Genomic DNA, 25892 nt, shown 5'->3' on the forward strand with positions numbered 1-25892 from the left:
TGAGGATGTAAAATGAACAATCTTATGGTGAATATTGCTTTTGTTGCTTTTGGTGGCGCATTTGGTGCAACTTTCCGTTATTTAATTGGTATTGGTATGGTTAGCCTCTTTGGAAAAGGTTTTCCTTTTGCTACACTTACGGTCAATGTGATTGGCTCGCTGATAATGGGCTGTATTTATCAGTTAGTTCAACAAGAAACAATCTCCTCTTCACCTTGGTGGCCATTAATTGGTGTAGGTTTTTTAGGTGCATTAACCACATTTTCTTCATTCTCCATGGATAGCTTGTTATTAATCCAGCAGGGTGAGTTATTGAAGGCGATGTTGAATGTGGTATTAAATGTGATGGTATGCTTATTGGCAGCATATCTAGGTACTTTATTAGTTTTGAAAAGTTAGGGAATAAGATGTTAGACGCAAAGTTTCTACGTAATGATATTGAGCAAACTGCTGAGTTATTAAAAAAGCGCGGTTTTGATTTAGATATTAAATTACTCGGTGAATTAGAAGAAAAGAGAAAATCGTTACAAATCAGCACTGAAAACTTGCAATCTGAGCGTAATACTCGCTCTAAAGATATTGGTCAAGCAGCAAAACGTGGTGAAGATATTAAACCATTACGTGAAGCGATGAATGAATTAAGTGATGCGTTAGAAAAAGCAAAAGAAGAGTTTTCTGCTGTAAGCGAGCAAATTAAAACTATTTCTGACAGAGTACCTAATTTACCACATGAATCAGCACCTATTGGTAAAGATGAAAGTGAAAATGTTGAAGTATTAACGTGGGGCACGCCTAAGAAATACGACTTTGCGGTTAAAGACCATGTTGAATTAGGTGAAGCACTGGGGGGGTTAGATTTTAAATCAGCAGTCAAAATCTCTGGCTCTCGTTTTATCGTGATGCAAGGGCAAATTGCTAAACTACATCGTTCACTAGCACAATACATGCTTAATCTGCACACTAATGAGCATGGTTATACTGAAATGTATGTTCCTTATTTAGTAAATGCAGATAGCTTATACGGTACTGGCCAGTTACCAAAATTTGGTGATGATCTTTTTAATACTAATCCAGCAACGGAAGAGGGTATTGGTATGTCGTTGATTCCAACGGCTGAAGTACCTTTAACAAATATGAGTCGAGATGTGATTTATGATGAATCAGATCTACCGATTAAAATGACGGCGCATACTCCTTGTTTCCGTAGCGAAGCTGGGTCTTACGGTCGTGATACGCGCGGCCTGATCCGTCAGCATCAATTTGATAAAGTAGAAATGGTGCAACTTGTTCACCCTGATAAAAGCTTCGAAGCATTAGAAGAGCTAACGGGTCATGCAGAGCAAGTATTGAAAAACTTGGAACTACCTTACCGTAAAGTTGTATTGTGTACGGGTGATATGGGCTTTAGTGCAACTAAGACTTATGATTTAGAAGTATGGTTACCAGCACAAGATACTTATCGTGAAATCTCTTCATGTTCTAATGTGGGAGATTTCCAAGCGCGCCGTTTACAAGCAAGATTCCGTCGTGCCGGTGCGAAAAAACCTGAATTACTGCATACTCTAAATGGTTCTGGTTTAGCGGTAGGTCGTACATTAGTAGCTATTTTAGAAAACTATCAATGTGCCGATGGTCGTATTGAAGTACCTGCTGTGTTGCAAAGCTACATGGGTGGCTTAACGCATATTGGTTAAAAACTAAAGAGTTTTATTAGTCAATAGAAAAGGAGCTTAATGCTCCTTTTTAGTGTTTTTATTTATAAAGATCAGTTAATTATCGTGGTTGGCATTACTCGCTAATCATCATCGTTATAGTCACTCAATACTAAATTGGCCGCTGCAAACGCAGCTGATTCTCTTATATTTTCAGGTAAGTTTGTATTTTGTGCTATCTCATCCAATGTATTAACTGCACAAGTGATTGCTTTAGGGACATAAGCGGTATCGCCACTGCCAATTAGATTAATAAGGTTTTTGGTTTTTTCACTGTATTTGAACATAGTAGGTCCTTATGAGTACACATTTATACTAGTTAACCTCAATACTGGATAAGAAAGCGAGCCGACACTGCTATTGACACGGATTTATACATTCAACTATTTTACAATATCGGTTATTGCTTCAATAATTTGCCTTGAGCTACGTATAATTAGCGGTATTGCCTATTAAATGATTTAACTCTCTTATTTTTTATAATGTATTGTTTTCCTTAACTTAACTAGGACTGAGGTTAATTACATTAAATAAGTGTTCTAAATTTGTGTCGTAAAAATGACTTAGCTTAAGATATAATTTATTGTAAGTATTGGCTAACTTTACGAAACTTACAATGAAAATAAGTTATTTTAACAAGTAAAAAAGATCAATTAATTACTGTGATCAGTATTAGCTAAATTTTGATTTAGTCTTTTCGTGTAATGATTCTGCTGTGTCTAAATCTTACAACAATAAAGCTGTCTATAGAATCAATATAAGCAAGGTAACTCACCAATAAATGATTCTAATCAAGTTTATTCATACTAAATATCTTTTTAATTACCTTACTCAATGCCTTACTCGACACTCTTCTATCATGGCTCATTATTCCATTTCAGTAATAAACCGAAGCAGGTGTTCTACTGTGTTGTTAACGAAAAATTTTAAGCTATAAACTTAGTTTATTGATTACAGTAAATAAAACAGCTTGTGTTGGTTTGTTGTGCATCTTCTTCGATTATTGAACGAGTTTGTTCTGTTAATTCGTTTACCCAAGTCACTACTGTGCAGTAATTACTACTTTTCAATAAATTTGAGAGTAGAGTTAGTTGATCGTCTACTTTACTTGAATCGATCATTAATACTCGACTTTTATCGATTCCTGCCGCTTGAAAAAATTGTGTATTGGGTTTCCCTGGTGGTGCTAAAAATAGAATCCAACCTTTATCTTCACCCATTTGCATATGTGTTAATAAATTTTGGTAATTATTTTCTTGATAATGGACATTTACTAGTTTTGAACAAACTGGCGTTGTTGATTCATAACTCTGTAATATGAATGGATTCGTTTGTGATGTCGTCATTAATCTAGATAGCATTGGATTCACCTGTATAAATAAACACTGTATGTAACAACAGTATTATTATTTTCATTATTGATCAAGCAAATTTTGCTTAAATTGTTCATTTTTTGTATTTAATGTTTAAATAATCAGCAGATATCTATGTTTTTATACATAATGCTTTATAAGTAGGTTTGTTAGTTCAATAAGGAAGTAATAACAATTAAAGGATGTTTACAGTGCGAAGAGGTGAGTTTTTATTTGATATAAAAAAACCTGCACAAGGGCAGGTTTAATAATGAAGAGGTAAACAGTCCTTTATAAGTTCTGTTCGCCGCCGAAAATGTCCACTAAAGAAGGAACAAGCTGTTTTATTTCTCCGGTCATCAAAATAAAGTCTGCATCGAAACGCGCTGCATAGTCATCAGCTTCGATATGTTCATTTTGCTCTTGTAACACATCAGAAAATTTTAGACGTTTTAATGCAAACTCTTCTCCGATTACAAAAGAAATACTATCAGCCCAGTTTAACGCTAGTTTGGTTACAAATTTGTCTGAGTCTAAATGTTTTTTAATCTCTTCTGATAACAGATCCTGTTGTTTACAACGAATGATACCGCCACCTTCTAAGGCTGAACATAACTCTGCTTCATCTTCTAATTGGAAGTTTGCTGGGATATTGCCTTCAACTAACCAATCGGTCATTACCACATCTGTTTGATTTTGTAATTGAACAGGAACAACCGGTAAGCTACCTAAGGTTTTACGTAATAGTGAAATAAGCTCTTCTGCCTTACGCGCGCTTGAACAGTCTACGTATAGCATGTTGGTTTCATTATCTATCCATGCGTAAGTTTGGGATGTACGGCTAAATGCGCGAGGTAGCAGCTGCATAATAATATCTTCTTTCAAACTGTCTTTTTCTTTTTTCTTTAATGCTCGACCTTGTTCTAACTCAATGGCTTCAACACGTTCATTCAATTGATCTTTAATGACCCCTGCAGGTAACATTTTTTCTTCTTTTTTAAGACATATCAAAATTTGTTTTTGATGTATATGTGTGAACATACTGCCATTTTTTCCCATTGGAAAAACCCAGCCTAGTTTAGATATATCTTGGCTTCCACAAGGCTTAAATTTAAATTCCTCTAGATTTCTTTCTAGTGCGCTGTCGTCTTGTTCCATAGGGCGAGTAAAACGATAAACTTGAAGGTTTTTAAAAAACATGAAATGCACCTTAATATGTAAGAGGTTAAATAGCAGTCGAGTGTAAATGATTTTATAACAAGCATCAAAACTTGCTTTCATCAGGTAATAAATATTTCATTATTATTTACTCATTTCGATGTATTAATTTGGTTTTTTCATGGCCTTTATGTCTATACTAATACATCAGTTTCATTTTATTGGGTAAACGAGAAGCATTAAATTTTATTTTTGTACTCTACTAGGCCAAATTTAAAAGTGAGTAATAATTAATATGTCACAGAGCAACTAAATATATTACAAAATAAAATAACATAGTATAAACTCTAACTAGTTGATTTTGTTTGTTTATTGTCATGGTTGTTATTTTTTAAGATACGGATTTTTTATATGGAAATTACTAAAGTGAGCATTATGTCGCGTGTGAAACGTTATCAATATTTTTACACGGTGCTATTTGCATTATCTGGTAGCGTATTTTTTGTCGGTTCTGCTTATGCAGAGTTGGAGGAATATAATGATGCTGATGATTTACCGAGCTTGGACTTTGATAGTTTAATGGCAGCAGATATTCAAGTGACGTCTGCCATGAAGCGCTTACAAAATAAATCTGACACAGCCGCTTCTATCTATGTACTCACTAATCGTCAAATTATTCAATCAGGGGTCACTTCAGTTGCTCAAGCGTTAACGTTAGTACCAGGCATGCAAGTAAGGAAATTAGATAATAATCAATGGGCTATTACCTCTAGAAGTACTGCAGGAAGGCATTCTAGTAAATTGTTGGTGATGATTGATGGCCAAAGTATTTATAACCCTGGTTTTGCAGGTGTATATTGGGAAGCCATTAATGTGCCATTGTATGATATTGAACGTATAGAAGTCATACGCGGTCAAGGTGGCTTGTTATGGGGAAGTAATGCAACGAATGGTGTTGTTAATATTATTACTAAACATACCGCAGATACTCGAGATAATATAGCGCAATTAGCTACAGGCACAAAACAAGATTATAAAGCTGACTTTAGAGTTGGTGGTGATTTAGCTAATTATAGTTCCTTTAGGATTTCTGGAGGTGTTGAGCAAAGTGATGCATCAAGTAAAAGTAGTAGAAATGAAGAGAACTTATCTGCACAAGATAATGGTAGAAAATTAAAGCTAAATGGCCGGGTTGATTTTAATATTAGTGATGATTTAAGCTTATTAGCACAAGTTTGGTATAACAATATTGATATGGGGCAGAACCTAAGATTAGCTGATATCAATTCTACGGATTCAAATAATGTTTATGATCAATATTCCCTCGATTATTTACAATTGATGACACGCTTAGACCATCGTATATCACCTGAATCTAATCAAATGCTACAGGTTTCATTTAGCTCACAAACTGGCCAACAAGCTTATTACAGAGATAAATTTTTAACCACAGATATTGATTATCAAATGAATACGTTAATCAAACAGACTCAATTAGATTGGGGAGTAAACTATCGTTATAGTGATGTATTTATTGATGATAATGACTATTTTACTAGCATCAGTGATATTAACCATTACGACCATTTTGGTGGATTTATTCAAGCTCAATTCAATATTATACCGGACTCATTTAAATTAATTGTAGGTAACCGTTCTGAAAAAAATAGTTTTACTGGATGGGAGCATCAGCCTATTGCACGCTTTTTATGGACGCTTAATGATAAACATAGTATCTGGGGATCTGTTTCTCAGGGAGTACGCGTTCCTTCATTCCTTGAATACAATAATATTGCACGTGTTAACTCATCTTCATCTCGAAGTTACATAGCAGGCAATAATGATATTGATGCAGAAAAGTCATTCTCTAAAGAATTGGGGTATCGATATAATAACGATAACTGGGGAGCTGATGTTTCTCTGTTCCATACTAAAGCACGTGATGTGTTAGTAATTAGCCCGGAAGTCAGTGATATCATCATTTTTAATTTTGTTTCCGATGGCGAGTTAACAACCTATGGCGGAGAAGCGACATTAAATTGGACACCTAGCCGTAAATTTAATACTGAAATTGGTTATAGCTTAACTTCTTACCAATACGATCTACCAGAAGGAACAATAGAAGCAATTGGTTATGACGCTTACATGCGTCAACTTATCGCTAAAGCGAATATTACTTTAACCGAAGAGCATCATTTATCATTGATATACAGGGTTGAAGATGGAGAAGCTTACAATACTAAAGATTATGCCGTATTAGATGTCAGTTGGCGATGGCAGATTAATGACACAGTCTCATTTTCATTATCAGGTAACAATTTATTATATGGGAAGCATATCGAATATGGGAATAGTAGTGAAGCCTATACGATTGTTACCTATATTGAACCTAGCTATTTAGCCCAAATAACGGCAAAGTTCTAGGTATAACGTTATGCTGATATTACGTAAGATTCGTCTTGTATTGATATCGCTATTGCTTTTCCTTATGTCAGGAAATACTATGGCGAATTCAAGAGAGGATGCTATAAAATCTGGATTCATATACAACTTTGCTCGCTATTCACAAGGTAAATGGTTTAATGCTAGTGAACAAAAAAGTTATAATATTTGCAGTTTTAATAATGAGTTTATTGTTACGGCAACTAAAACATTAAAGGCGCTTTCAATTGAAAATCGACCTGTAGAACTAGTGCTCTTAACAGGTGATAAACCAGATATGATAAATTGTAATACTCTATTTATATCAAAAGCAGATGCTGATACTTGGCATACAATACTAAAAAATGAAGCGATGCCTCCCTTAATGCTAGTGGGTGATTTTGACCGATTTTTAGCTACTGGAGGCCATATTAATTTTTTTATAATTAGTGGTAAAGTTAGGTTTGAAGTCTCACCAAGTAGATTAAGGAAGTCCGGTATAAAAATGAGTTCTAAAGTACTACGCTTAGGTAGGGTCTTTGAGGAGACTGAATGAGTTTACCTCGAGCGCTAAGCGGGTCATTAAATGCTAAATTACTAATGATCTTAATGATGGTTGCGTTGTTTAGTAGTATGACTATCGCGGCCATGTTTACAGTATACGAACTTAATGCTGTCACCAAAGCTGAGCAATCAAAACTAAATTCAATTGCAAATATTCTTGCACCTAACCTGACTGCTACCTTGATATTCCAAGACGAAGCGAGTGCATCTGAACAGTTAGAGTCATTATTAGGGCAAAGTAATATTGTGAGTGCTGCGATCCTTGATAAGGATGGAGAGCAGTTTGTTGGTGTGTCTACTGAAAAAAACAATCAAATAAAGATTTTTAATAAATTGATGGTAAGTTCAACTCCATTAATGATGAAAGGTGTCAAACATGGCTTACTAACCATTAGTGCAGATTATTCAGTTATCGAACGAAGTTTACTTTTTTTCAGCTTCTTTGTTTTGGCTATTTTAGCCTTAATTTTACTGCTCAGTTTTTTACTTTCTCTCTTTTTAAGAAAAAGCCTTATCTATCCGTTAACCCATTTAGCCAGCGTCGCTGAAAGGGTAACGAAGACTAATAACTACAATTTACGCTCTAAAGTGTTATCTAGTGATGAAGTTGGTAATCTAGCAAATTGTTTTAACTCTATGCTAGAAACGATTAAGCAACGAGATAATTCAATGGAAGAGATTGTCCAACAACGCACAAATGCATTGGAGGCAGCTAATAATAAATTAACCACTCAGGCCTTCAGTGATCCTTTATCAAGTCTACCAAATCGACGTTATATCTTGGATAAACTATCTACTTTAACTAATTTACCAGAAGCTCATGAATTTGCTTTATTAGGGTTAGATTTAGATGGTTTCAAAGAGATTAACGACACCATGGGACATGATTATGGTGATTTACTGCTTATTGAAGTGAGTTGCTGTATTACAAAAATTCTTGATAAGCGCTCAACCTTAGCACGCCTAGGCGGCGATGAATTTTTAATCTTAGTGGAAGGTTGTATTGATAAGCCTGCTTTAAGTGCCTTAGCGACTAAAATTAATCAAGAGCTTACAAAGGGTTTTCTCATTGAAGGTAAACATGTATTTGTAACAACGAGTATTGGTATTGCATTATTTCCTATCGATGGTCAGAGTGTGGAAAATTTAATTAAATATGCCGATCTTGCTATGTACAAATCGAAAGAAGCAGGACGCAATAGCCATCACTTTTTTGAACAAAGTATGCTCAATGCAGTTATTCAAAAACATCAATTAGTTGAAGATCTTCGTCATAGTTTGGCAAACGATCATTTTGAGCTTTATTACCAGCCTATTGTTAACCTTTTAACCAATAAAATGTGCAAAGCAGAAGCATTGATTCGTTGGAATCACCCTGAGAGAGGTCTCATTCCACCGAATGAGTTTATTGCGATAGCTGAAGAGGTGGGGTTAATATTAGAGATGGGGGAGTGGGTCGCTAGAACCGCTGCTAGTGATCTTGCTCAATTTAAAAAGTTAGGTGCAGCAGACGATTTTCAAATTAGTATTAATGTTTCTCCGGTGCAGTTTAAAGGTCATGGACGATGGATATTGGATTGGTTTAAATATACAGAGGCATTAGGTCTGCCACGTGATGCAATCATCATTGAAATTACTGAAAATTTATTGATGGAAAGTGAAGATTCAGTTCGTGCTCAGCTTACCAAATTAAAAAAACGTGGTATTGCGATCGCGATTGATGACTTCGGTGTTGGGTACTCGTCATTATCTTATTTACAAAAGATGGACGTTGATGTGCTAAAAATTGATAAGTCATTCGTTGACGAATTAGAAAATGAAAAAAATAGCCGTGAACTTTGCCAAGTAATTATTATGATGGCGCATCATTTAGATATTCAAGTAGTGGCAGAAGGAATAGAAAACGCGGCACAAAAGCAAATCCTAACTAATGCCGGATGTGAGTTTGGTCAAGGCTATTTGTTTTCAAAACCCCTCCCTATTGAAACCTTTAAAAAACAATATTTTATTCATAGTTCACCTATCGACTTAAGTTTGATATAACCTATAAATATCTGCTTTAATTAAGTAAATAACACTTTTATGACAGTTTGCATACAGTTGTAATATAAATGTAATAGTCAGTGGTAATAATAGCCTTATTTAATAGACATAATGATTAGGTGGATTGAATGGCGAGTCGAATTTTAGTAGTTGAAGATGAAGTAGCAATTAGAGATATGTTAAGTTTTGTTTTAGAGCAGCATGGCTATGAAACATTAGAAGCAGATAACTACCAAGCGGCATTAAATCATTTACACGAACCTTATCCAGACTTAATTCTATTAGATTGGATGTTCCCTGGTGGTAGTGGTATCCAGCTTTTAAAGTTCCTGAAACAAGATGAGATATTACGCCAAATACCTGTTGTAATGTTAACGGCTCGTGGTGAAGAAGAGGATAAAGTACGTGGTTTAGAAAACGGTGCCGATGATTATGTAACTAAACCTTTCTCTCCGAAAGAGTTAATGGCAAGACTTAAAACCGTAATGCGTCGTGTGAACCCAACTTCATTAGATGATACCTTAAAAGTAGGAAAGTTAAAGTTAGATCCTATCTCTCATCGCGCTAGTTTAAATAATACTGCATTGGAAATGGGGCCAACTGAATTCAAGTTACTGCATTTTTTTATGACTCACCCAGAGCGAGTTTATAGCCGAGAACAGCTACTAAATAACGTATGGGGGACCAACGTTTATGTCGAAGATCGCACCGTTGATGTTCATATTCGTCGCTTACGAAAAGCATTAGTTGACCATGACCATTTAGTACAAACAGTACGTGGCGCAGGTTATCGCTTTTCCACACGTTCATAACCTATTTTTTTATAATCATTAGCAATAATTATAAATGACGAGTAACAGTCGTCCCAATGTAGAGTAGTGCATTTGAAAGTATATACATGGAAGCAGTTATCTTGGGCCATCTTCTTAATTTATGTGCCTGTTATTATATTAGGTTTATTAACCGGGCTTTTAATAGAATTATTATTAGTCTCTACCATTGTTCATATCGGTTGGCATTATTATTTCTTAAAAAAACTAAATGACTGGTTGTGGGTCAGTAAAAGTATGGTGTTGCCGCAGGGGAGATCTGTTTGGGAGCATGCTTATATTGGTATCCATAACATGCAGCAAAGGAATCGGAAGCGACGTAATCGCTTAGCCAATGTGATAAGCCGATTCCGTGAGGGCTCTGAAGCATTACCTGATGCTGTAGTGGTATTTAAAAGTGACGGCGAGATTGTTTGGTGTAATAAGTTGGCGCAATACCAATTAGGTTTTAAGTGGCCTGATGATGCGGGTGATAACATTACTAACTTGATTCGTCACCCTGACTTTGTTGAATATCTTCGTAGTGAAGCTTATAACGAACCCTTGGATCTTATTTCACCTATTAATATTGATAAAATCCTTGAATTTAGGGTGATGCCTTACGCTAAGAATCAACGTTTGTTAATTGTCCGAGACGTAACTAATTATCGCCAAATGGATGAAACCAGGCGTAATTTTGTTGCCAATGTTTCTCATGAATTACGCACTCCACTGACTGTATTACAGGGTTATATAGAAATTTTAGAGATGAGTGCACAAGATAATAAAATGCAGTTAAAAACCATTAAGGTGTTAGATCAACAAACGGCAAGAATGTGTTCATTGGTTGAACAATTGATGACATTATCTAAAATTGAAGGTGCAGCTACTTTAGATTTTCATGAGAGTATTAATATTCCTGCATTATTGACTCAAATTGAAAATGAAGCGATTACATTAGGGCGTAAGAAATCACACTCAGTTCAATTTAAAGTTGACCCTAAATTGTCTGTCGTAGGCGATGAAATGCAATTACGTAGCGCCATGTCTAACCTTGTTTACAATGCGATTAATTACACACCAGAAGGTGGCAGCATCAAAGTATTATGGAAAAAACTACCTGAAGGTGCTTATTTTTGTGTAATGGATACAGGTGATGGTATTGCGCCTGAGCATATACTTCATTTAACAGAGCGTTTCTATCGAGTTGATTCATCTCGCTCACGTGATACAGGCGGTTCAGGGCTTGGTTTATCTATTGTGAAACATGCTTTATCGCACTATGACACGCAATTACAAATTGAAAGTAACATTGGTGAAGGTAGCCAATTTTCATTCATTATTTCTAATAACTATGTTCAGTAGTTCTCAACAATGATCCATGTACGAGTTAAATATGATTTTTATTATAAATAATCATATTTAACTTCCACTTTGTTTTAATAAAAATATCAATATATTGAAAATTTCAATTCTATCGATTGTGATCGCAGTTAGTAAACTAATCATGAATGGTTCAAAGCTAACGTTACCAATCCCTTTATATTTTTTAAGTATGGCTATTCCTATCTCAAATAGACTTTTTATTAATTTTTCAATTATTTAAAAGACTTCATTAAGTTCAATAACTACTCTATTATCAGTAGTACTCACTGATTTTTAATACAAATTTAATACCGTATATCTAATACGTTGCTCGGTATATTTACGATAGGGATAATTAATGCAACCAATACTGAGTGATATTGTGACCGCGGTTAGTCAGGTCTTATTGGGGAAGGAAAAGCAGGTGAAATTGGCCGTTGCGTGCCTGATTGGGCGAGGCCATCTCTTGCTAGAAGATTTACCTGGCATGGGGAAAACCACTCTTGCCCATTGTTTGGGAAAAGTACTAGGTTTAGATTATCAACGAGTGCAATTTACCAGTGACCTATTGCCTGCCGATATTTTAGGGGCAGCGGTATTTGATAAACATCAATCGCAATTTGCATTTCATCCAGGGCCTATTTTTACTCAATTGTTGCTAGCAGATGAGATAAACCGCAGCACACCAAAAACGCAAAGTGCTTTATTAGAAGCAATGGAGGAAGGGCAAGTTAGTATTGAAGGTGAAACACGTTTATTACCCTCACCATTTTTTGTGATTGCAACTCAAAATCCTAGCTCTCAGTCTGGTACTTTTATGCTCCCTGAATCGCAATTAGATCGCTTTTTAATGCGTGTTAGCCTTGGTTATCCAGATCACCAGTCAGAACGCTTATTATTAGAAGGGGCTGATCCTCGCCAACGGATCACTGATATGCAACCAGCGATAACCCAACAACAACTGCATACATTACAGGAAGAGGTAGCAGCGATAAGATGTAGTGATGCTTTACTAGACTATTTACAAAGTCTAATCACTTTTACTCGTGAGGATGGACATTTTACTTACGGGGTGTCTCCTCGAGGTGCTCTTGCATGGTTGAGCGCCGCCAAGGCATGGGCATTACTAGCAGGACGTGATTATGTAATTCCTGAAGATATTCAAGACGTTGCGAGAGCTGTTTTAGGACATCGAGTTCGAGGTGGAGAATTTGAGCACGGGCAAACCGACATTATTGATTACTTATTAACATCGGTTAAGGTTATTGCTTAAATGAGCAATAAAAAGCAAGGATTCGCTTCTCCATTCTCCCCTTTACAAAAGCGTTTTTTTAAGTGGATAGATAAACGCAGCCCAATGACGCAAGAGGTCCTTCTCAATAGGCGAAATTTATATATATTTCCAAGTCTTACTGGTTTCAGCTTATTTACATTAAGTGCAATTCTTTGGTTGTTAGGGACCAGTTACCAAAATAATCTAGTGCTTGCTTTAAGTTATTTATTACTTAGTTTAATGATAGTGGCGATTTTTCACACCTATGCAAACTTAGCAGGGTTAACGATTAAAACACTTGGTGTTAAGCCTGTTTTTGTTAATGATGTTGCTTTGTTTAATTTAGAGTTATCAGGGATTTCTCACAAACATTATGAAAATTTAACCATACGCTGGTGGCAAGGTCAGCCAGCTAGTTATGAACTACAAAAAGGTAAAGCATCATCTATACAGGTAGGATTACAGTCAGATAAACGAGGTGTATTGAACCCTGGTAAATTACTTATAGAAACAACTTTTCCGTTAGGGGTGATCCGTTGCTGGACATGGGTTAACCTGAAAATCGCTGCAGATGTTTTTCCTCAGCCTGTTAAAGTGCCATTTCCGACACAGTTGAGTGGTGGTGATGCTGGTGAGCAAGGCAGTGGTGGGCAAGGTAGCGATGACTTTAATGGCTTGAAAGTTTATCAGGCCGGCGACCCTATTAAACATATTGCATGGAAACATTATGCCAGAGAACAAGGGTTATACTCTAAACAATATAGCGCACAATTACAGCGTGACTGTTGGCTTAATTGGGATGATTTTAGTCAATATCAAGGCGAGAGACGATTAAGTGCTTTATGTTATTGGGCCGTTTATTTTGAAAGCATTCAACAACCTTACGGTCTATCAATACCTCATAAACAGATCAAACCCAATCTAGGCGAGCAACATCGTATAAACGTGCTCACTTCATTAGCGCGATTTAATTTCGATGGAGGAAGCCTTTAATATGCAAACGCCACAGCATAGCTTTCAACAACAAAAACTAATCCAACACCATAATTTAATTTGGTTATTGGTTGCACAAGGAATCGTTATTTTACCTTTATTAGTGCAACTACCAATATGGTTGTGGGTGATATGGGGTGGGGCGCTATATTGGAGATGGAAGATCCATGTAGGTAAATATCAATTTCCTCGTAGTCTCAGCAAATCAATCATAAGTATTACAGCGATTACAGGGCTATTTTTAACTTATCAAGGCGCTTTTGGTGTTGAGGCTATGGTTGGTTTCTTAGTCTTTACTTTCATTGTTAAGTTATTAGAGCTACGCACCAGAAAAGATGGATTATTAATCATTTTTATCGGCTTTATTGCAGTAGCCGCCCAGTTTCTTTTTGTTCAATCTATCTGGGCTACCTTGTATGCTGCAGCCTCTTGTATGGTGCTAATCACTGCTTGGAAAACTATTTATACCACTGGAAATTTAACAGCAAAACGTAAGTTAACAGGTGGCGGTATTTTATTACTACAAGCATTGCCGCTAATGTTGTTAATGTTTGTTGTGATGCCTCGGCTTGGCCCTTTATGGCATACGCCTTTATTAAATCAACAAGCACAAACAGGCTTTAGTGAAAGCTTATCACCGGGTGATATTGGTAGTTTAGTGCAATCCACCGGTACCGCTTTTAGAGTGACTTTTCTTGATGATGTTACGCCAAAACAAAGTGAGCTGTATTGGCGAGGGTTAATACTTGAAAATTTTGACGGAAGAACTTGGACAAGAAAAAGACTATCACGTTTTTCAGATAGAGCTCTTGAAGCTAAGCAAGGGGATGTAAGAACGGTTAATTATGAAGTCTTGATGGAAGCACATCGCTATCCTTGGTTATTTAGTTTAGCAAACCCCATTACCGCAGATACAGGCTCGGTTCGATCTAGAATTACTAGCAGTGGCTTATTAGTTGCTAGAGAACCATTAAATACACGTTTGCAATATCAAGTTAGCAGTGTAGATCCGCGTGATACTTTAATAAATGCATTATCTCCACAACAACGCCAACAATTAACGGCTTTGCCATCAGGATTTAATCCCAAAGCAGTGGCTTTAGCGGAAAGCTGGCGTAATACATTAGAATCTCCTGAGCAAATCATTGCTAAAGCGTTAGATTTTTACCATCAAGATTTTCACTATACGTTAAGTCCTCCGCTATTAGGGGAAAATAGCGTGGATGACTTTTTATTCTCTTCAAAACAAGGGTTTTGTGAGCATTTTGCAAGTAGCTTTACCGTATTAATGCGCGCCGCGGACATTCCAGCAAGGGTTGTGGTTGGATACCAAGGAGGACGTTATGAACCATCCGAGAACTATTGGAGTGTTCGCCAAGCAGATGCCCATGCATGGACAGAAGTCTGGTTAGATGGATTGGGTTGGAAACGTATTGATCCAACCAGTGCTGTTGCACCTGATCGAGTGGAACAAGGAATTGATAATGCATTACAAGAAGCTGACAGAAATCGTATTGCAGCAGGGCAATTTAGCTCACCACAATGGTTAACTAATTTGCGTCACCGTTTTGATGCGGCAAATTACCTATGGAGTCGTTGGGTACTCAGTTATGATGCACAACAACAAAACCAATTACTTAAACAGTTATTTGGAGGCAAAGAGCCGTGGCGTATTGCTATAGTATTTTTCGCTATTATTTCATCATTAATGGGCTGTTACATTGCTTTGGTTATTCGTCCCAAATGGCAAGCAAGAAGCCCATTACAAAAAGGCTTAGCTAAATTTGATAGAACCTGTCAACAATGGAAAATACAACGCGCAGAGCATGAAACGTTAGCACAGTTTTGCGTGCGATTAGAGACCAACCAACCGCAATTAGCAGATGCTTGCAAACATCTTGGGGCTTTATCTCAAGCTGCTTTATATGATCCAAAAGAAGGTAATCAGCAACAGTTAGTAAAAGCGTTAAAACAGTTTCCTAAGGACTCGCTATATGCCCAATAAATTAAACCTTTTAGACTTAACTTATTGGCTTTTTTGCTTGGCTTTATTGAGTTTTTCTGTGAGTGCTCATTCAATGACTTCAATATCATTGAGTAAATTAACTGAACGCTTTGCTGTTCCAAAGTTTACGCGTCACATATTTGTAGATCAAAAACTTAAGCAATCTTGTCAGCATTATGACCCGACAACTAGGCAATGTGATGCGACTAAAGCGTTACAACTAGCTTTACCCAGCCTTACAGAAGCGGCCAAAATGGCTGAGCCTGGCGATCTGTTTTTGATTCGTGCTGGACGATATAAACAAGTTTTACATCTTACTAAAAGTGGTACTGCACAGGCTCACATAGGATTCAGTGCTTATCATAATGAGCAGGTATTTATCACTGGCGTTAATTCTCAGGATCAAGGTGAGCAGTATGGAGCGATATGGTTAGATGAAGTCTCTTACAATGTGATTAATGGGATAACAGTTGAAAAAAGTATTGGCTTTGGGCGTTTTAATAATGCGCATCATAATCTTTTTGCTAATAATTATTTTAACGGTTCTACTCTTTATAATGATGGTAAGGGGGCAAGTAAACGTGGTGGTTTATACATCGCCTTTAGCCACCATAATAGCATTGTTAATAATCACCTTCAGAAAGGAACGGATCTTTTAGCCTTAGTACATTCCAACTACAACTTAGTTGAAGGTAATGAGCTGTCATTAGCTGGTCATGATTTATGGAATATTAAATGCGGTAGTTTTAATGTTATTCGAAATAATATTTTTAGTAATAAAAAACAGAAAATTGGCTCAGTATTTGATTGTGAATCAGCAACAATGAACTGGCATGGAAATGGTAGATTTAAGCAAGTACAACCAGTGTTAGATGCAAGTCAATATAATGTTATTGAGCATAATATTTTCAAAGATGCAGTACGTTATTATTCGGCTAGCGGTGGTAACGGTATTCAATATGCAGGGCAAAACGGAATTATTCGTTTTAATTTATTTTACCGCACAAATGTAGGTTTTAGCTTAGCAAGTTATCAAACTGAGGCCGCTTATAACTACGGAAATCGTATTTATAACAACACGTTTCACGATAATTGGTGTGTTGGTATCGCGATAGGCCGTTGGCAAAAACGCCTCGAAGATAATCAGTTCGTTAATAATATTTTATGGAATAACCAAGGGCTAAGTATAAACCAGTGTAAGGACAGAAGTGCAAAGCAGGTTTTATTTATTGCGAGTGAAGGAGACCAGTGGTTTTTAAATAATAATATTGCTAGTAATGAAAGTAATAAGGTCATTGGTTTGTGGGGCAAGAATAAACAAATGAGCATATATGATTTTGAAGGAAGCTTTATCCCAGTACAGTTTAAAGATACTTTAGCGACTGACCCTTTATTTGTTGATTCGGCTCAATCCAATTACCAGTTATCTTCGAATAGCCCGATGATCGATGCAGGTGTGTTATTAACTAAAATACCAAGCAACAGCGGTTCTGGTAAAGTCATAGAAGTAAGTGACAGCCAGTTCTTTTTTGACGGGCAGGGAATTGCAGGAGTAAGCGGTGATAAAGTTGTTTTGCGCTCAAAGCTTACGGGCAAATTACAATATGCGGCCATTGTTAAAGTCGTGCCTGAGCAGAGCCTGCTTTATCTGGATAAAACAGTGACATGGCAAAAAGGCGATCAGGTATCTTTAACTTATTATGGTGAAAATCCAGATATTGGTGCCGTTGAATATGTTCAAAAGTAATCTTTACCTTTATCATAATAAGCTATAACAACAATTCCCCAATTTAGAAGTGAAACCTATGAATAACCGTAAACTTGCCAACAAGCTAGATCAATTTTTAGAAATCCATCAATTTAAAGATTATTGCCCTAATGGTTTGCAAATTGAAGGGAAAGAGCAAGTAAAAAAAATAGTAACTGGAGTGACGGCTAACCAAGCTTTAATCGATGCTGCTATTGAATTAAACGCAGATGCTATTTTAGTTCACCATGGATATTTTTGGAAAGGTGAGTCACAACCGATAGTAGGGATGAAATATAATCGTATCAAAGCATTAATAGAAAATGGCATTAATCTGTACGCTTACCACTTACCATTAGATGTACATCCAGAGCTAGGTAACAATAAACAACTTGCTGAATTATTAGGCATTACCGACAGGCGTCCGTTAGAACCTTGGGATAAGCGTAGTGTTGGTCGAGTAGGCAAGTTTGAACAAGCATTAACACCTCAAACATTGGCTAAAACGATCACTCAGCAATTGAACCGCGAACCTTTATGGATTGATGGTGGCAAGTCAGAAATTAAAACGATTGCTTGGTGTACTGGTGGTGGTCAAGATTATATCACCATTGCTGCCGAACAAGGGATTGATGCATTTATCAGCGGTGAAATATCAGAGCGAACGACACATATTGCCAAAGAGATGGGAATTCATTATTTTACCGCAGGTCATCATGCAACAGAGCGTTATGGTGTTAAAGCGTTAGGTGAATGGTTAGCTGACGAAATGGGATTCGATGTCACATTCATTGATATTGATAATCCTGTTTAACTTAATTTATACGTTATACGCTGCCTTGCTATGAAACTGAGCAGGCAGTGTGCCCCCCATAAAATACACATCACTAATCCAACTTTTAAAATAGAGGTTATTGCTATCTACACTTTTTACCGCTATTGATATAGATAAACAGTAAATTTATCTTACTATTGAAGCTGTTAGCGAGCAAATCAGTACGTTTTTTCAATTTATTTTTAAAAAATACGTCTATTTCCGACTTTGTATTTGCTCTTAAATACAACCATCACATTACATTCTTTCACTTTTGTATAAAGTGATAAAAATTCCAGCATTACTACACAAGAAAAACAACAGTTTATATTATTAAAATTGATTTTAGTTACCTAATTCCTATTTATTGGAATTTTAACTTTTAAAGTAATACTCTATGGATTAATGTTAACCGAATGGTCAGTTTATTGTGTGCTCAGTAAGTGCATGATATTGCACCATTAATATTTATTAATGCACTAGATTGGTGAAAAGCAGCTTGTTAGCCTTTAGATTGTGCTTTAAGTGATTGATATAATTTAAATTATTTTTTGGCTTCTATATTGCTCCCTTTCTACCTGTGTTTACTGAGTAAACTTATACTTGATTATGAAAACGTTATTATTGATTGTCTGTTTTATGTATTTTCATTACTAAGGGAATGTTAAAACAAGATGGTTTAATCATCATATAAAGGAATTAATTGTGAATAAAAATAAAATAACAAAAGCATTACTCGCAGGTTTAAGCCTTTCTTTCGCAGCAACATCATTTAATGCAATCGCTGCAGATGTCCCCGCGGGCACTAAATTAGCAGCTAAACAAGAGTTAGTGAAAGGAAATGGTTCAGAAGTCGCGTCAGTTGATCCGCACAAAACACAAGGTGTACCTGAATCAAACGTTATTTTAGATTTGTTAGAAGGATTAGTCACACAGGATGCAGAAGGGAATACAATCCCGGGTGTTGCTGAAAGTTGGGAAACAACGGATAACAAAACATTTACTTTTCATCTTCGTAAAAATGCTAAATGGTCTAACGGAGATTCTGTCACTGCGCATGATTTTGTATATAGCTTTCAACGTGCAGTAGATCCTGCGACGGCTTCTCCTTATTCGTGGTACTTGGATATGACGACCATGTTAAATGCGTCTGATATTATTGCTGGAGAAAAAGATAAAAGTACATTAGGTGTTAAAGCGATAGATGACTACACCTTCGAAGTTAAGCTCGCGACGCCTGTTCCTTATTTTGTCATGATGATGGGACATACCACCATGATGCCAGTTCATAAAGCGACAGTTGAAAAATATGGAGAGCAATGGACTAAGCCTGAGAATTTTGTGGGCAATGGCGCTTTTGTAATGAGTAAATGGGTCGTTAATGAACGTATCGAAATGACGCCAAATAAAAACTACTGGGATAACGGTAAAACTGTCTTAACTAAGGTAACTTATCTGCCATTAGAAAATTATGTGGCTGAAATGAATCGTTTTCTTGCTGGTGAAATCGATATGACTTATGACGTGCCAAATGAACACTTCAAACGTTTAAAGAAAGAACATCCAGAATCCTTAGCAATAAAAGGCGACTTGTGTACTTATTATTATAGTTTAAATACACATAAAGCTCCATTTGATGATTTACGTGTGCGTAAAGCGGTATCTTATGCCATTGACCGTAATGTAATTGCTAACTTTCTATTAGGTAAAGGTGAAAAACCCGCTTACGGACTAACACCTGAAATTGTGGCACATTTTGATCCAGTATTACCTCCTTATGCAAAATTAACTCAAAAAGAGCGTAACGCAGAAGCTAAGAAGCTATTAGAAGAAGCTGGTTATAACGCATCTAATCCACTTAAGTTTTCGCTACTTTACAATACCAGTGAAAACCACAAAAAGTTAGCCGTTGCAATCGGCTCCATGTGGAAAAAAACGTTAGGTGTAGAAGTAACTTTAGAGAATCAAGAATGGAAGACTTATTTAGAAACTAAAAACCAAGGTAACTTCCAAGCTGCCCGTGCTTCATGGTGTGGTGACTACAATGAAGCGTCGACTTTCACTTCGTTAATGGAAGGTAACAACACCACTGGTGGTGTACATTATAAAAGTGCAGAGTACGATAAGCTAACGGAACAAGCGATTCTTAGCACCTCTGAAGAAGAGCGTCAGAAGCTATATTATGCACAAGAAGCGTTACTTGCTAAAGATATGCCGATTATTCCAATCTACCAATATGTTAAAGCTCGCCTCCTTAACCCGCATGTAGGTGGTTATGCTCACCATAATGCTGAAGATAAAAACTATTCTAAAAATATGTACATCATTGCAGAGTAAATTCTGAATTTTTGTACTGTTTAAGATGAGAGGTGAATACTCGCCTCTCACTATCTATTTTGAGTCATATTAAATATGCCGGCGATTAGCTCGGTGCATTAATTTGATCTATTAAATTGAGAATATTATGTTTAAATTTATCTTAAAGAGAGTTATTGAGGCTATTCCTACACTGTTAGTCTTAATTACTGTCTCTTTCTTTTTGATGCGCTTTGCACCAGGAAGTCCTTTTTCAAGCGAACGTGAACTTCCCCCGCAGGTAATGCAAAACATCAATGCAAAATATGGTTTGGACAAACCTGTTTTTGAACAATACACCACCTATTTAACTAATGTGCTACAAGGTGATTTAGGGCCATCATTTAAATACCAGGACTTCACCGTTAATGAATTGGTGATTGCTGCTTTACCAGTGTCTGCAAAAATTGGAGCATTTGCTTTTATTTTTGCGTTAGTGTGTGGTGTTGCAATAGGGACAATAGCTGCATTAAAACAAAACACCTGGCTTGATTATGGTCTCATGTCGACCTCTATGTTGGGTATAGTGATGCCATCTTTTGTGTTAGCACCTGTGCTTATCTACATCTTTTCTATTGGTTTAGGTTGGTTTCCTGCTGGTGGATGGTTTGATGGATCGTTGAAGTACATGGTGTTGCCTGTCTTAGGCCTGGCCATGATGTATGTTGCGACCTTTGCGCGTATTACCCGCGGTAGCATGATTGAAACACTCAACAGTAACTTCATCAGAACAGCTCGAGCCAAAGGATTAAGTTTCTCTTATATCGTATTACATCATGCATTAAAGCCTGCCATGTTACCTGTTGTTTCTTATATGGGGCCTGCCTTTGTTGGTATTATTACTGGATCTGTTGTTATTGAAACTATTTTCGGTTTACCTGGAATCGGCAAATTATTTGTGAATGCTGCATTTAATCGAGATTACTCATTAGTCATGGGGATCACTATTTTAATTGGATTATTGTTTATCGTATTTAACGCCATTGTAGATATATTGCTGGCGTATGTTGATCCAAAAATTCGCTATTAAGGGCTGAATCGATGTTTACAAAAAAACAAAATGTGCAAGCGGTAGAAGCCTTTTCTACTAATCTGGAAATACAAGGGCGTAGTTTGTGGCAAGACGCACGGCTTCGTTTTATGCGAAATAAAGCCGCGATGGTCAGCTTAGTTATTTTAGCAGTGATCATATTAGCCGTTATTTTCGTGCCTATGATGGCAGAATTTACCTATGATGATACTGATTGGTATGCGTTGCATGAAGGGCCATCTACAACACATTTATTCGGAACCGATAGTTTAGGACGAGATCTATTCGTTCGCACCTTTATTGGTGGAAGAATCTCAATGATGGTAGGGGTACTAGGAGCATTAGTTGCTGTGGTTATCGGTACCGTTTATGGTGCAACGTCGGGTTTCATCGGAGGTAAAGTTGACCGTATTATGATGCGAGTGTTAGAAATCCTCTATGCGATACCTTTTATGTTCTTAGTGATTGTATTAGTTACTTTTTTTGGTCGCAATATTGTACTGATTTTTGTTGCTATTGGTGCCATTGCCTGGTTGGACATGGCGCGTATTGTGCGCGGGCAAACACTGAGTTTACGCAGCAAAGAATTTATTGAAGCTGCACATGTATCGGGTGTCAGTAAATGGAATATTATTCGTCGCCACATTATCCCTAATGTGTTGGGGATTGTTGCAGTTTACTCCACGCTGCTAGTACCTAGCATGATCCTAACTGAATCCTTCTTAAGTTTTTTAGGGCTTGGTGTACAGGAGCCGATGACCAGTTGGGGAGCTCTTTTACAAGAGGGTTCACAAAGTATGGAAGTTGCTATTTGGCAATTAGGTTTTCCCGCTGCTTTTATGGTGATCACGTTATTTTGTTTTAACTATATTGGTGATGGTCTGCGTGATGCGTTAGATCCAAAAGACCGATAGTTGCATTAAGGAAACAAAAAATGAGTTTATTAGATGTAAAAGATCTCCATGTGGAGTTCACTACCCAAGATGGCAATGTAACTGCTGTTAATGATTTAACGTTTTCTCTGCAACCCGGCGAAACATTAGGGATTGTTGGTGAATCAGGCTCAGGTAAATCACAAACAGTGTTTGCCTTAATGGGATTGCTAGCAAAAAATGGCATTATTTCTGGAAGTGCAAAATTTGAAGGTAATGAAATCCTTAATCTATCGGAGAAACAATTAAATAAAGTACGTGCTGAAAAAATTGCGATGATTTTCCAAGATCCAATGACATCATTGAATCCTTATATGAAAGTCAGTGCACAAATGATGGAAGTACTTATTTTACATAAAGGGTTAAGTAAAAAAGCTGCTTTTGAAGAATCAGTTGAAATGCTAGAGGCGGTTAAAATACCAGAAGCACGCAGTCGTATTAATATGTATCCTCATGAGTTTTCTGGTGGCATGCGACAACGAGTGATGATTGCGATGGCGTTATTATGTCGCCCTAAATTACTGATTGCTGATGAGCCTACTACTGCACTAGATGTAACAATTCAAGCGCAAATTATGGACCTACTAAATGAGCTAAAACATAAGTTTAATACAGCGATTATTATGATCACTCATGACTTAGGTGTAGTAGCAGGTAGCTGCGATAAAGTATTAGTGATGTATGCCGGACGTACTATGGAGTATGGTTCAGTTAACGAAATATTCTACAAACCAAGCCATCCTTATACAGAAGGGTTATTAAAAGCAATTCCACGCCTAGATAATCAGGCTGATGAATTACCTACCATTCCAGGGAATCCTCCTAATTTATTAAACCTTCCACAAGGTTGCCCTTATCAAGATAGGTGCCATCGAGTGGTACAGGGCGAATGTGAGCAAACTCCTCAGTTAACGGCATTTGCTGAAGGGCGTTCACGAGCTTGTTTTTCTAATTGGGAGTCATGGTAATGGAAACAGATAAAAAATTAATACTTGATATTAAATCATTAAAAGTACAATTTAATATTCCTTCTAAATCCCTGTTACCTTGGGCTAAACCGACGCCTTTAAAAGCAGTCGATGGTATTGATCTTAAGCTTTATGAAGGTGAGACCTTAGGGGTAGTGGGGGAATCTGGTTGTGGTAAATCGACATTGGCTCGTGCCATCATTGGTTTGGTGCCGGTCAGCTCAGGGCAAGTGGTTTGGTTAGGTGAAGATCTTGCTACTTTGGATGAAAAAGCATTGCGTGATAAACGTAAGCAGATTCAGATGATTTTCCAAGATCCACTCGCGTCATTGAACCCACGTATGAATGTCGGGGATATTATTGCCGAGCCATTACGTACCTTTTACCCTCAGTTAAGTAAACAGGAAGTAAAAACCCAGGTGAAAGAGATCATGGATAAGGTCGGATTGTTACCTAATGTAATCAATCGTTATCCACATGAGTTCTCAGGCGGACAGTGTCAACGTATCGGTATTGCTCGAGCTTTAATTTTAAAACCTAAGATGATTATTTGTGATGAACCCGTATCGGCATTGGATGTGTCAATTCAGGCACAAGTCGTTAATTTACTTAAATCCTTACAGAAGGAATTAGGCTTAAGTTTAATTTTTATTGCTCATGATTTATCTGTGGTGAAACACATTTCAGATCGCGTTTTGGTTATGTATTTAGGCAACGCAGTGGAATTTGGTACTTGTGAAGCGTTATTTGCCGATCCTAAACACCCATACACCAAAGCCTTGATGTCTGCTGTGCCAATTCCTGATCCTAAAATTGAACGCAATAAAAAAGTACAAATGTTGGAAGGGGACTTACCCTCACCAATGAATCCGCCATCGGGATGTGTTTTTAGAACACGTTGTCCTATTGCCGTTGATAAGTGTAGCAAGAGTGATACGCCACTTAAAGGTCGTGAAAGTCATGCTAGTGCTTGTATTTTAGAGCTGTAATAAAGTTTTTTAATAGCTAGATTGTCGGCTGTAAAAAAGAATAAAAGCACACTAATCACTAAGTGCAGTGATTAGTGTGCTTTTTACATTTAGGCTGCAAATTTTATTAATCTTTTCATTAAATTGTAAAAATTATCATCTTGCATTGAAATTCTCGCCGTTTATACCTTATGATGTGCCCCAAGAAAAACAATCGAATATCATTTAGGGAATTATAATGACTACATATAACATTGCTTTATTAGCTGGTGACGGCATCGGTCCTGAAGTTATGAAGGAAGCGGTAAAGGTTTTAAAATTAGTTGAAGAGCGTAACGCTGACGTTAATTTTGAATTAAACGACGTATTATTTGGTGCTGCTGCTTACTTCGCAACAGGTAAATCTTTCCCTGAACAAACAAAAGCGGCTTGTGATAAAGCAGATGCAATCTTAAAAGGTACGATTGGTTTAAATCACGAAGACTCTCAAAAAATTCCAGTTGACGAACAGCCTGAACGTGGCGCTTTATTACCATTACGTCGTCGTTACAACACTTATGCTAACTTCCGTCCTGTTTACTTACCAAAAGGTCTAGCTCACTTCTCTCCATTAAAAGAGTCTGTAGTAGGTGACGGTATCGACATCATGCTAATCCGTGAATTAGTAGGTGGTTTATACTTCGGTGAGAAAGAAACAGGTGTTGATGCTGAAGGTAAGCGTTTTGTTCGTGAAGTATTAGAATACGATGAAGATCAAATTCGCCAAATCATCCGCGTTGGTTTTGAAGTTTCAATGAAACGTAAAAAAGTAATGCACAACATCCATAAATCAAACGTATTAAAATCAAGTGTTTTGTGGAATGAAATCGTTGAAGAAGAAAGCAAAAACTTCCCTGAAGTTGAAGTAATCAATATTCTTGTTGATGCAGCTGCAACTTACCTATGTCTAAAACCAACAATGTTTGACGTAATGGTAATGGAAAATATGTTTGGTGATATCTTAAGTGACCAAGGTGGTGGTATCTTAGGTTCTTTAGGTCTTATGCCTTCTGCTTGTAAAGGCCCTGAGAAATCTTATTACGAACCATCTCACGGTTCTGCGCCAGATATCGCTGGTAAAGGTATTGCTAACCCATACTCAATGATTGGATCTGTTGCACTGATGTTAGAAATGAGCTTTGGTATGGAAAAAGAAGCGAAAAACCTGTGGGCTGCAATGCAAAGTGTATTTGCAAACGGTTACTCAACATCAGACCTATCTAAAGAAGGTGAAGCAAACTTAGTAAGTACTGCTGAATTCGGTGATATGGTTTGTGAAGAATTAGCTAAAATGCCTGTATAATTTTTATTCATTAAAAATTTATAAAGCCACGTTTTACGTGG

General features: G+C 36.9%; 21 protein-coding genes. 18 read left to right on the top strand and 3 right to left on the bottom strand.

Going from position 1 to position 25892, the window contains the following annotated elements:
* The first annotated feature begins 12 nt into the window (after positions 1-12).
* A complete protein-coding gene (crcB, locus tag V5290_RS13895; protein WP_113819150.1) occupies positions 13-399 on the top strand; it encodes a fluoride efflux transporter CrcB in 387 nt (128 codons plus the stop codon).
* 8 nt (positions 400-407) lie between these two features.
* Positions 408-1694, top strand: a complete 1287-nt coding sequence (gene serS / locus V5290_RS13900; protein WP_333386966.1) for a serine--tRNA ligase — start codon at positions 408-410, stop codon at positions 1692-1694.
* Positions 1695-1795: 101 nt separating this feature from the next.
* On the opposite strand, the gene V5290_RS13905 is transcribed toward serS, so the two are convergent.
* From V5290_RS13905 to rdgC, 3 genes are all read right to left on the bottom strand, one after another.
* On the bottom strand, positions 1796-1999 hold the full coding sequence (locus tag V5290_RS13905; RefSeq protein WP_333386969.1) for a YaeP family protein: 204 nt from the start codon (positions 1997-1999) through the stop codon (positions 1796-1798).
* Between the two features lie 657 nt (positions 2000-2656).
* Complete coding sequence (locus V5290_RS13910; RefSeq protein ID WP_333386972.1) at positions 2657-3073, bottom strand: SulA-like leucine-rich domain-containing protein; 417 nt, start codon at positions 3071-3073, stop codon at positions 2657-2659.
* Positions 3074-3355: 282 nt separating this feature from the next.
* Positions 3356-4264 carry a recombination-associated protein RdgC gene (gene rdgC / locus V5290_RS13915; protein WP_333386974.1) on the bottom strand — a complete coding sequence of 303 codons (909 nt, stop codon included), beginning with the start codon at positions 4262-4264 and terminating at the stop codon, positions 3356-3358.
* Between the two features lie 369 nt (positions 4265-4633).
* Here rdgC and V5290_RS13920 point away from each other — a divergent pair, with 369 nt between their 5' ends.
* The 16 genes from V5290_RS13920 (at position 4634) to leuB (ending at position 25851) form a co-directional block, all read left to right on the top strand.
* The gene (locus V5290_RS13920) at positions 4634-6646 is read left to right on the top strand and encodes a TonB-dependent receptor plug domain-containing protein (RefSeq protein ID WP_333386977.1); all 2013 of its coding nucleotides are present in this window, start codon (positions 4634-4636) and stop codon (positions 6644-6646) included.
* Positions 6647-6725: 79 nt separating this feature from the next.
* Positions 6726-7199, top strand: coding sequence for a YfiR family protein (locus tag V5290_RS13925; protein WP_333386980.1), 474 nt, complete (start codon positions 6726-6728; stop codon positions 7197-7199).
* Positions 7196-9250 carry an EAL domain-containing protein gene (locus V5290_RS13930; protein ID WP_333386982.1) on the top strand — a complete coding sequence of 685 codons (2055 nt, stop codon included), beginning with the start codon at positions 7196-7198 and terminating at the stop codon, positions 9248-9250. Before V5290_RS13925 ends, V5290_RS13930 begins: the two co-directional genes overlap by 4 nt.
* Before the next feature lie 128 nt (positions 9251-9378).
* The gene (gene phoB / locus V5290_RS13935) at positions 9379-10062 is read left to right on the top strand and encodes a phosphate regulon transcriptional regulator PhoB (RefSeq protein WP_333386983.1); all 684 of its coding nucleotides are present in this window, start codon (positions 9379-9381) and stop codon (positions 10060-10062) included.
* 72 nt (positions 10063-10134) lie between these two features.
* Positions 10135-11424, top strand: a complete 1290-nt coding sequence (gene phoR / locus V5290_RS13940; RefSeq protein WP_333386985.1) for a phosphate regulon sensor histidine kinase PhoR — start codon at positions 10135-10137, stop codon at positions 11422-11424.
* A 358-nt stretch (positions 11425-11782) separates the two neighbouring features.
* Positions 11783-12697 (top strand): MoxR family ATPase, encoded by a 915-nt coding sequence (locus V5290_RS13945; protein ID WP_333386987.1) that lies wholly within the window; start codon positions 11783-11785, stop codon positions 12695-12697.
* Positions 12698-13690 carry a DUF58 domain-containing protein gene (locus V5290_RS13950; RefSeq protein WP_333386990.1) on the top strand — a complete coding sequence of 331 codons (993 nt, stop codon included), beginning with the start codon at positions 12698-12700 and terminating at the stop codon, positions 13688-13690.
* Between the two features lies 1 nt (position 13691).
* Positions 13692-15695 (top strand): DUF3488 and transglutaminase-like domain-containing protein, encoded by a 2004-nt coding sequence (locus V5290_RS13955; RefSeq protein WP_333386992.1) that lies wholly within the window; start codon positions 13692-13694, stop codon positions 15693-15695.
* Positions 15685-17442: a right-handed parallel beta-helix repeat-containing protein gene (locus tag V5290_RS13960; RefSeq protein WP_333386993.1), complete on the top strand. Its 1758-nt coding sequence runs from the start codon at positions 15685-15687 to the stop codon at positions 17440-17442. Before V5290_RS13955 ends, V5290_RS13960 begins: the two co-directional genes overlap by 11 nt.
* A gap of 58 nt (positions 17443-17500) precedes the next feature.
* Positions 17501-18256, top strand: coding sequence for a Nif3-like dinuclear metal center hexameric protein (locus V5290_RS13965; protein WP_333386995.1), 756 nt, complete (start codon positions 17501-17503; stop codon positions 18254-18256).
* Between the two features lie 705 nt (positions 18257-18961).
* Positions 18962-20593 carry an ABC transporter substrate-binding protein gene (locus V5290_RS13970; protein ID WP_333386996.1) on the top strand — a complete coding sequence of 544 codons (1632 nt, stop codon included), beginning with the start codon at positions 18962-18964 and terminating at the stop codon, positions 20591-20593.
* A gap of 127 nt (positions 20594-20720) precedes the next feature.
* Positions 20721-21641: an oligopeptide ABC transporter permease OppB gene (oppB, locus tag V5290_RS13975; RefSeq protein WP_333386998.1), complete on the top strand. Its 921-nt coding sequence runs from the start codon at positions 20721-20723 to the stop codon at positions 21639-21641.
* 11 nt (positions 21642-21652) lie between these two features.
* Positions 21653-22555 (top strand): oligopeptide ABC transporter permease OppC, encoded by a 903-nt coding sequence (oppC, locus tag V5290_RS13980; RefSeq protein ID WP_333387000.1) that lies wholly within the window; start codon positions 21653-21655, stop codon positions 22553-22555.
* A gap of 20 nt (positions 22556-22575) precedes the next feature.
* Complete coding sequence (locus tag V5290_RS13985; protein ID WP_333387002.1) at positions 22576-23541, top strand: ABC transporter ATP-binding protein; 966 nt, start codon at positions 22576-22578, stop codon at positions 23539-23541.
* The gene (gene oppF, locus V5290_RS13990; RefSeq protein ID WP_333387004.1) at positions 23541-24530 is read left to right on the top strand and encodes a murein tripeptide/oligopeptide ABC transporter ATP binding protein OppF; all 990 of its coding nucleotides are present in this window, start codon (positions 23541-23543) and stop codon (positions 24528-24530) included. The genes V5290_RS13985 and oppF overlap by 1 nt, the downstream gene beginning before the upstream one ends.
* A gap of 217 nt (positions 24531-24747) precedes the next feature.
* Positions 24748-25851, top strand: coding sequence for a 3-isopropylmalate dehydrogenase (leuB, locus tag V5290_RS13995; protein WP_333387005.1), 1104 nt, complete (start codon positions 24748-24750; stop codon positions 25849-25851).
* Positions 25852-25892 lie beyond the last annotated feature (41 nt).

It is taken from the genome of Psychromonas arctica (assembly GCF_036697365.1).
In the GTDB taxonomy this organism is placed as follows: domain Bacteria; phylum Pseudomonadota; class Gammaproteobacteria; order Enterobacterales; family Psychromonadaceae; genus Psychromonas; species Psychromonas arctica_A.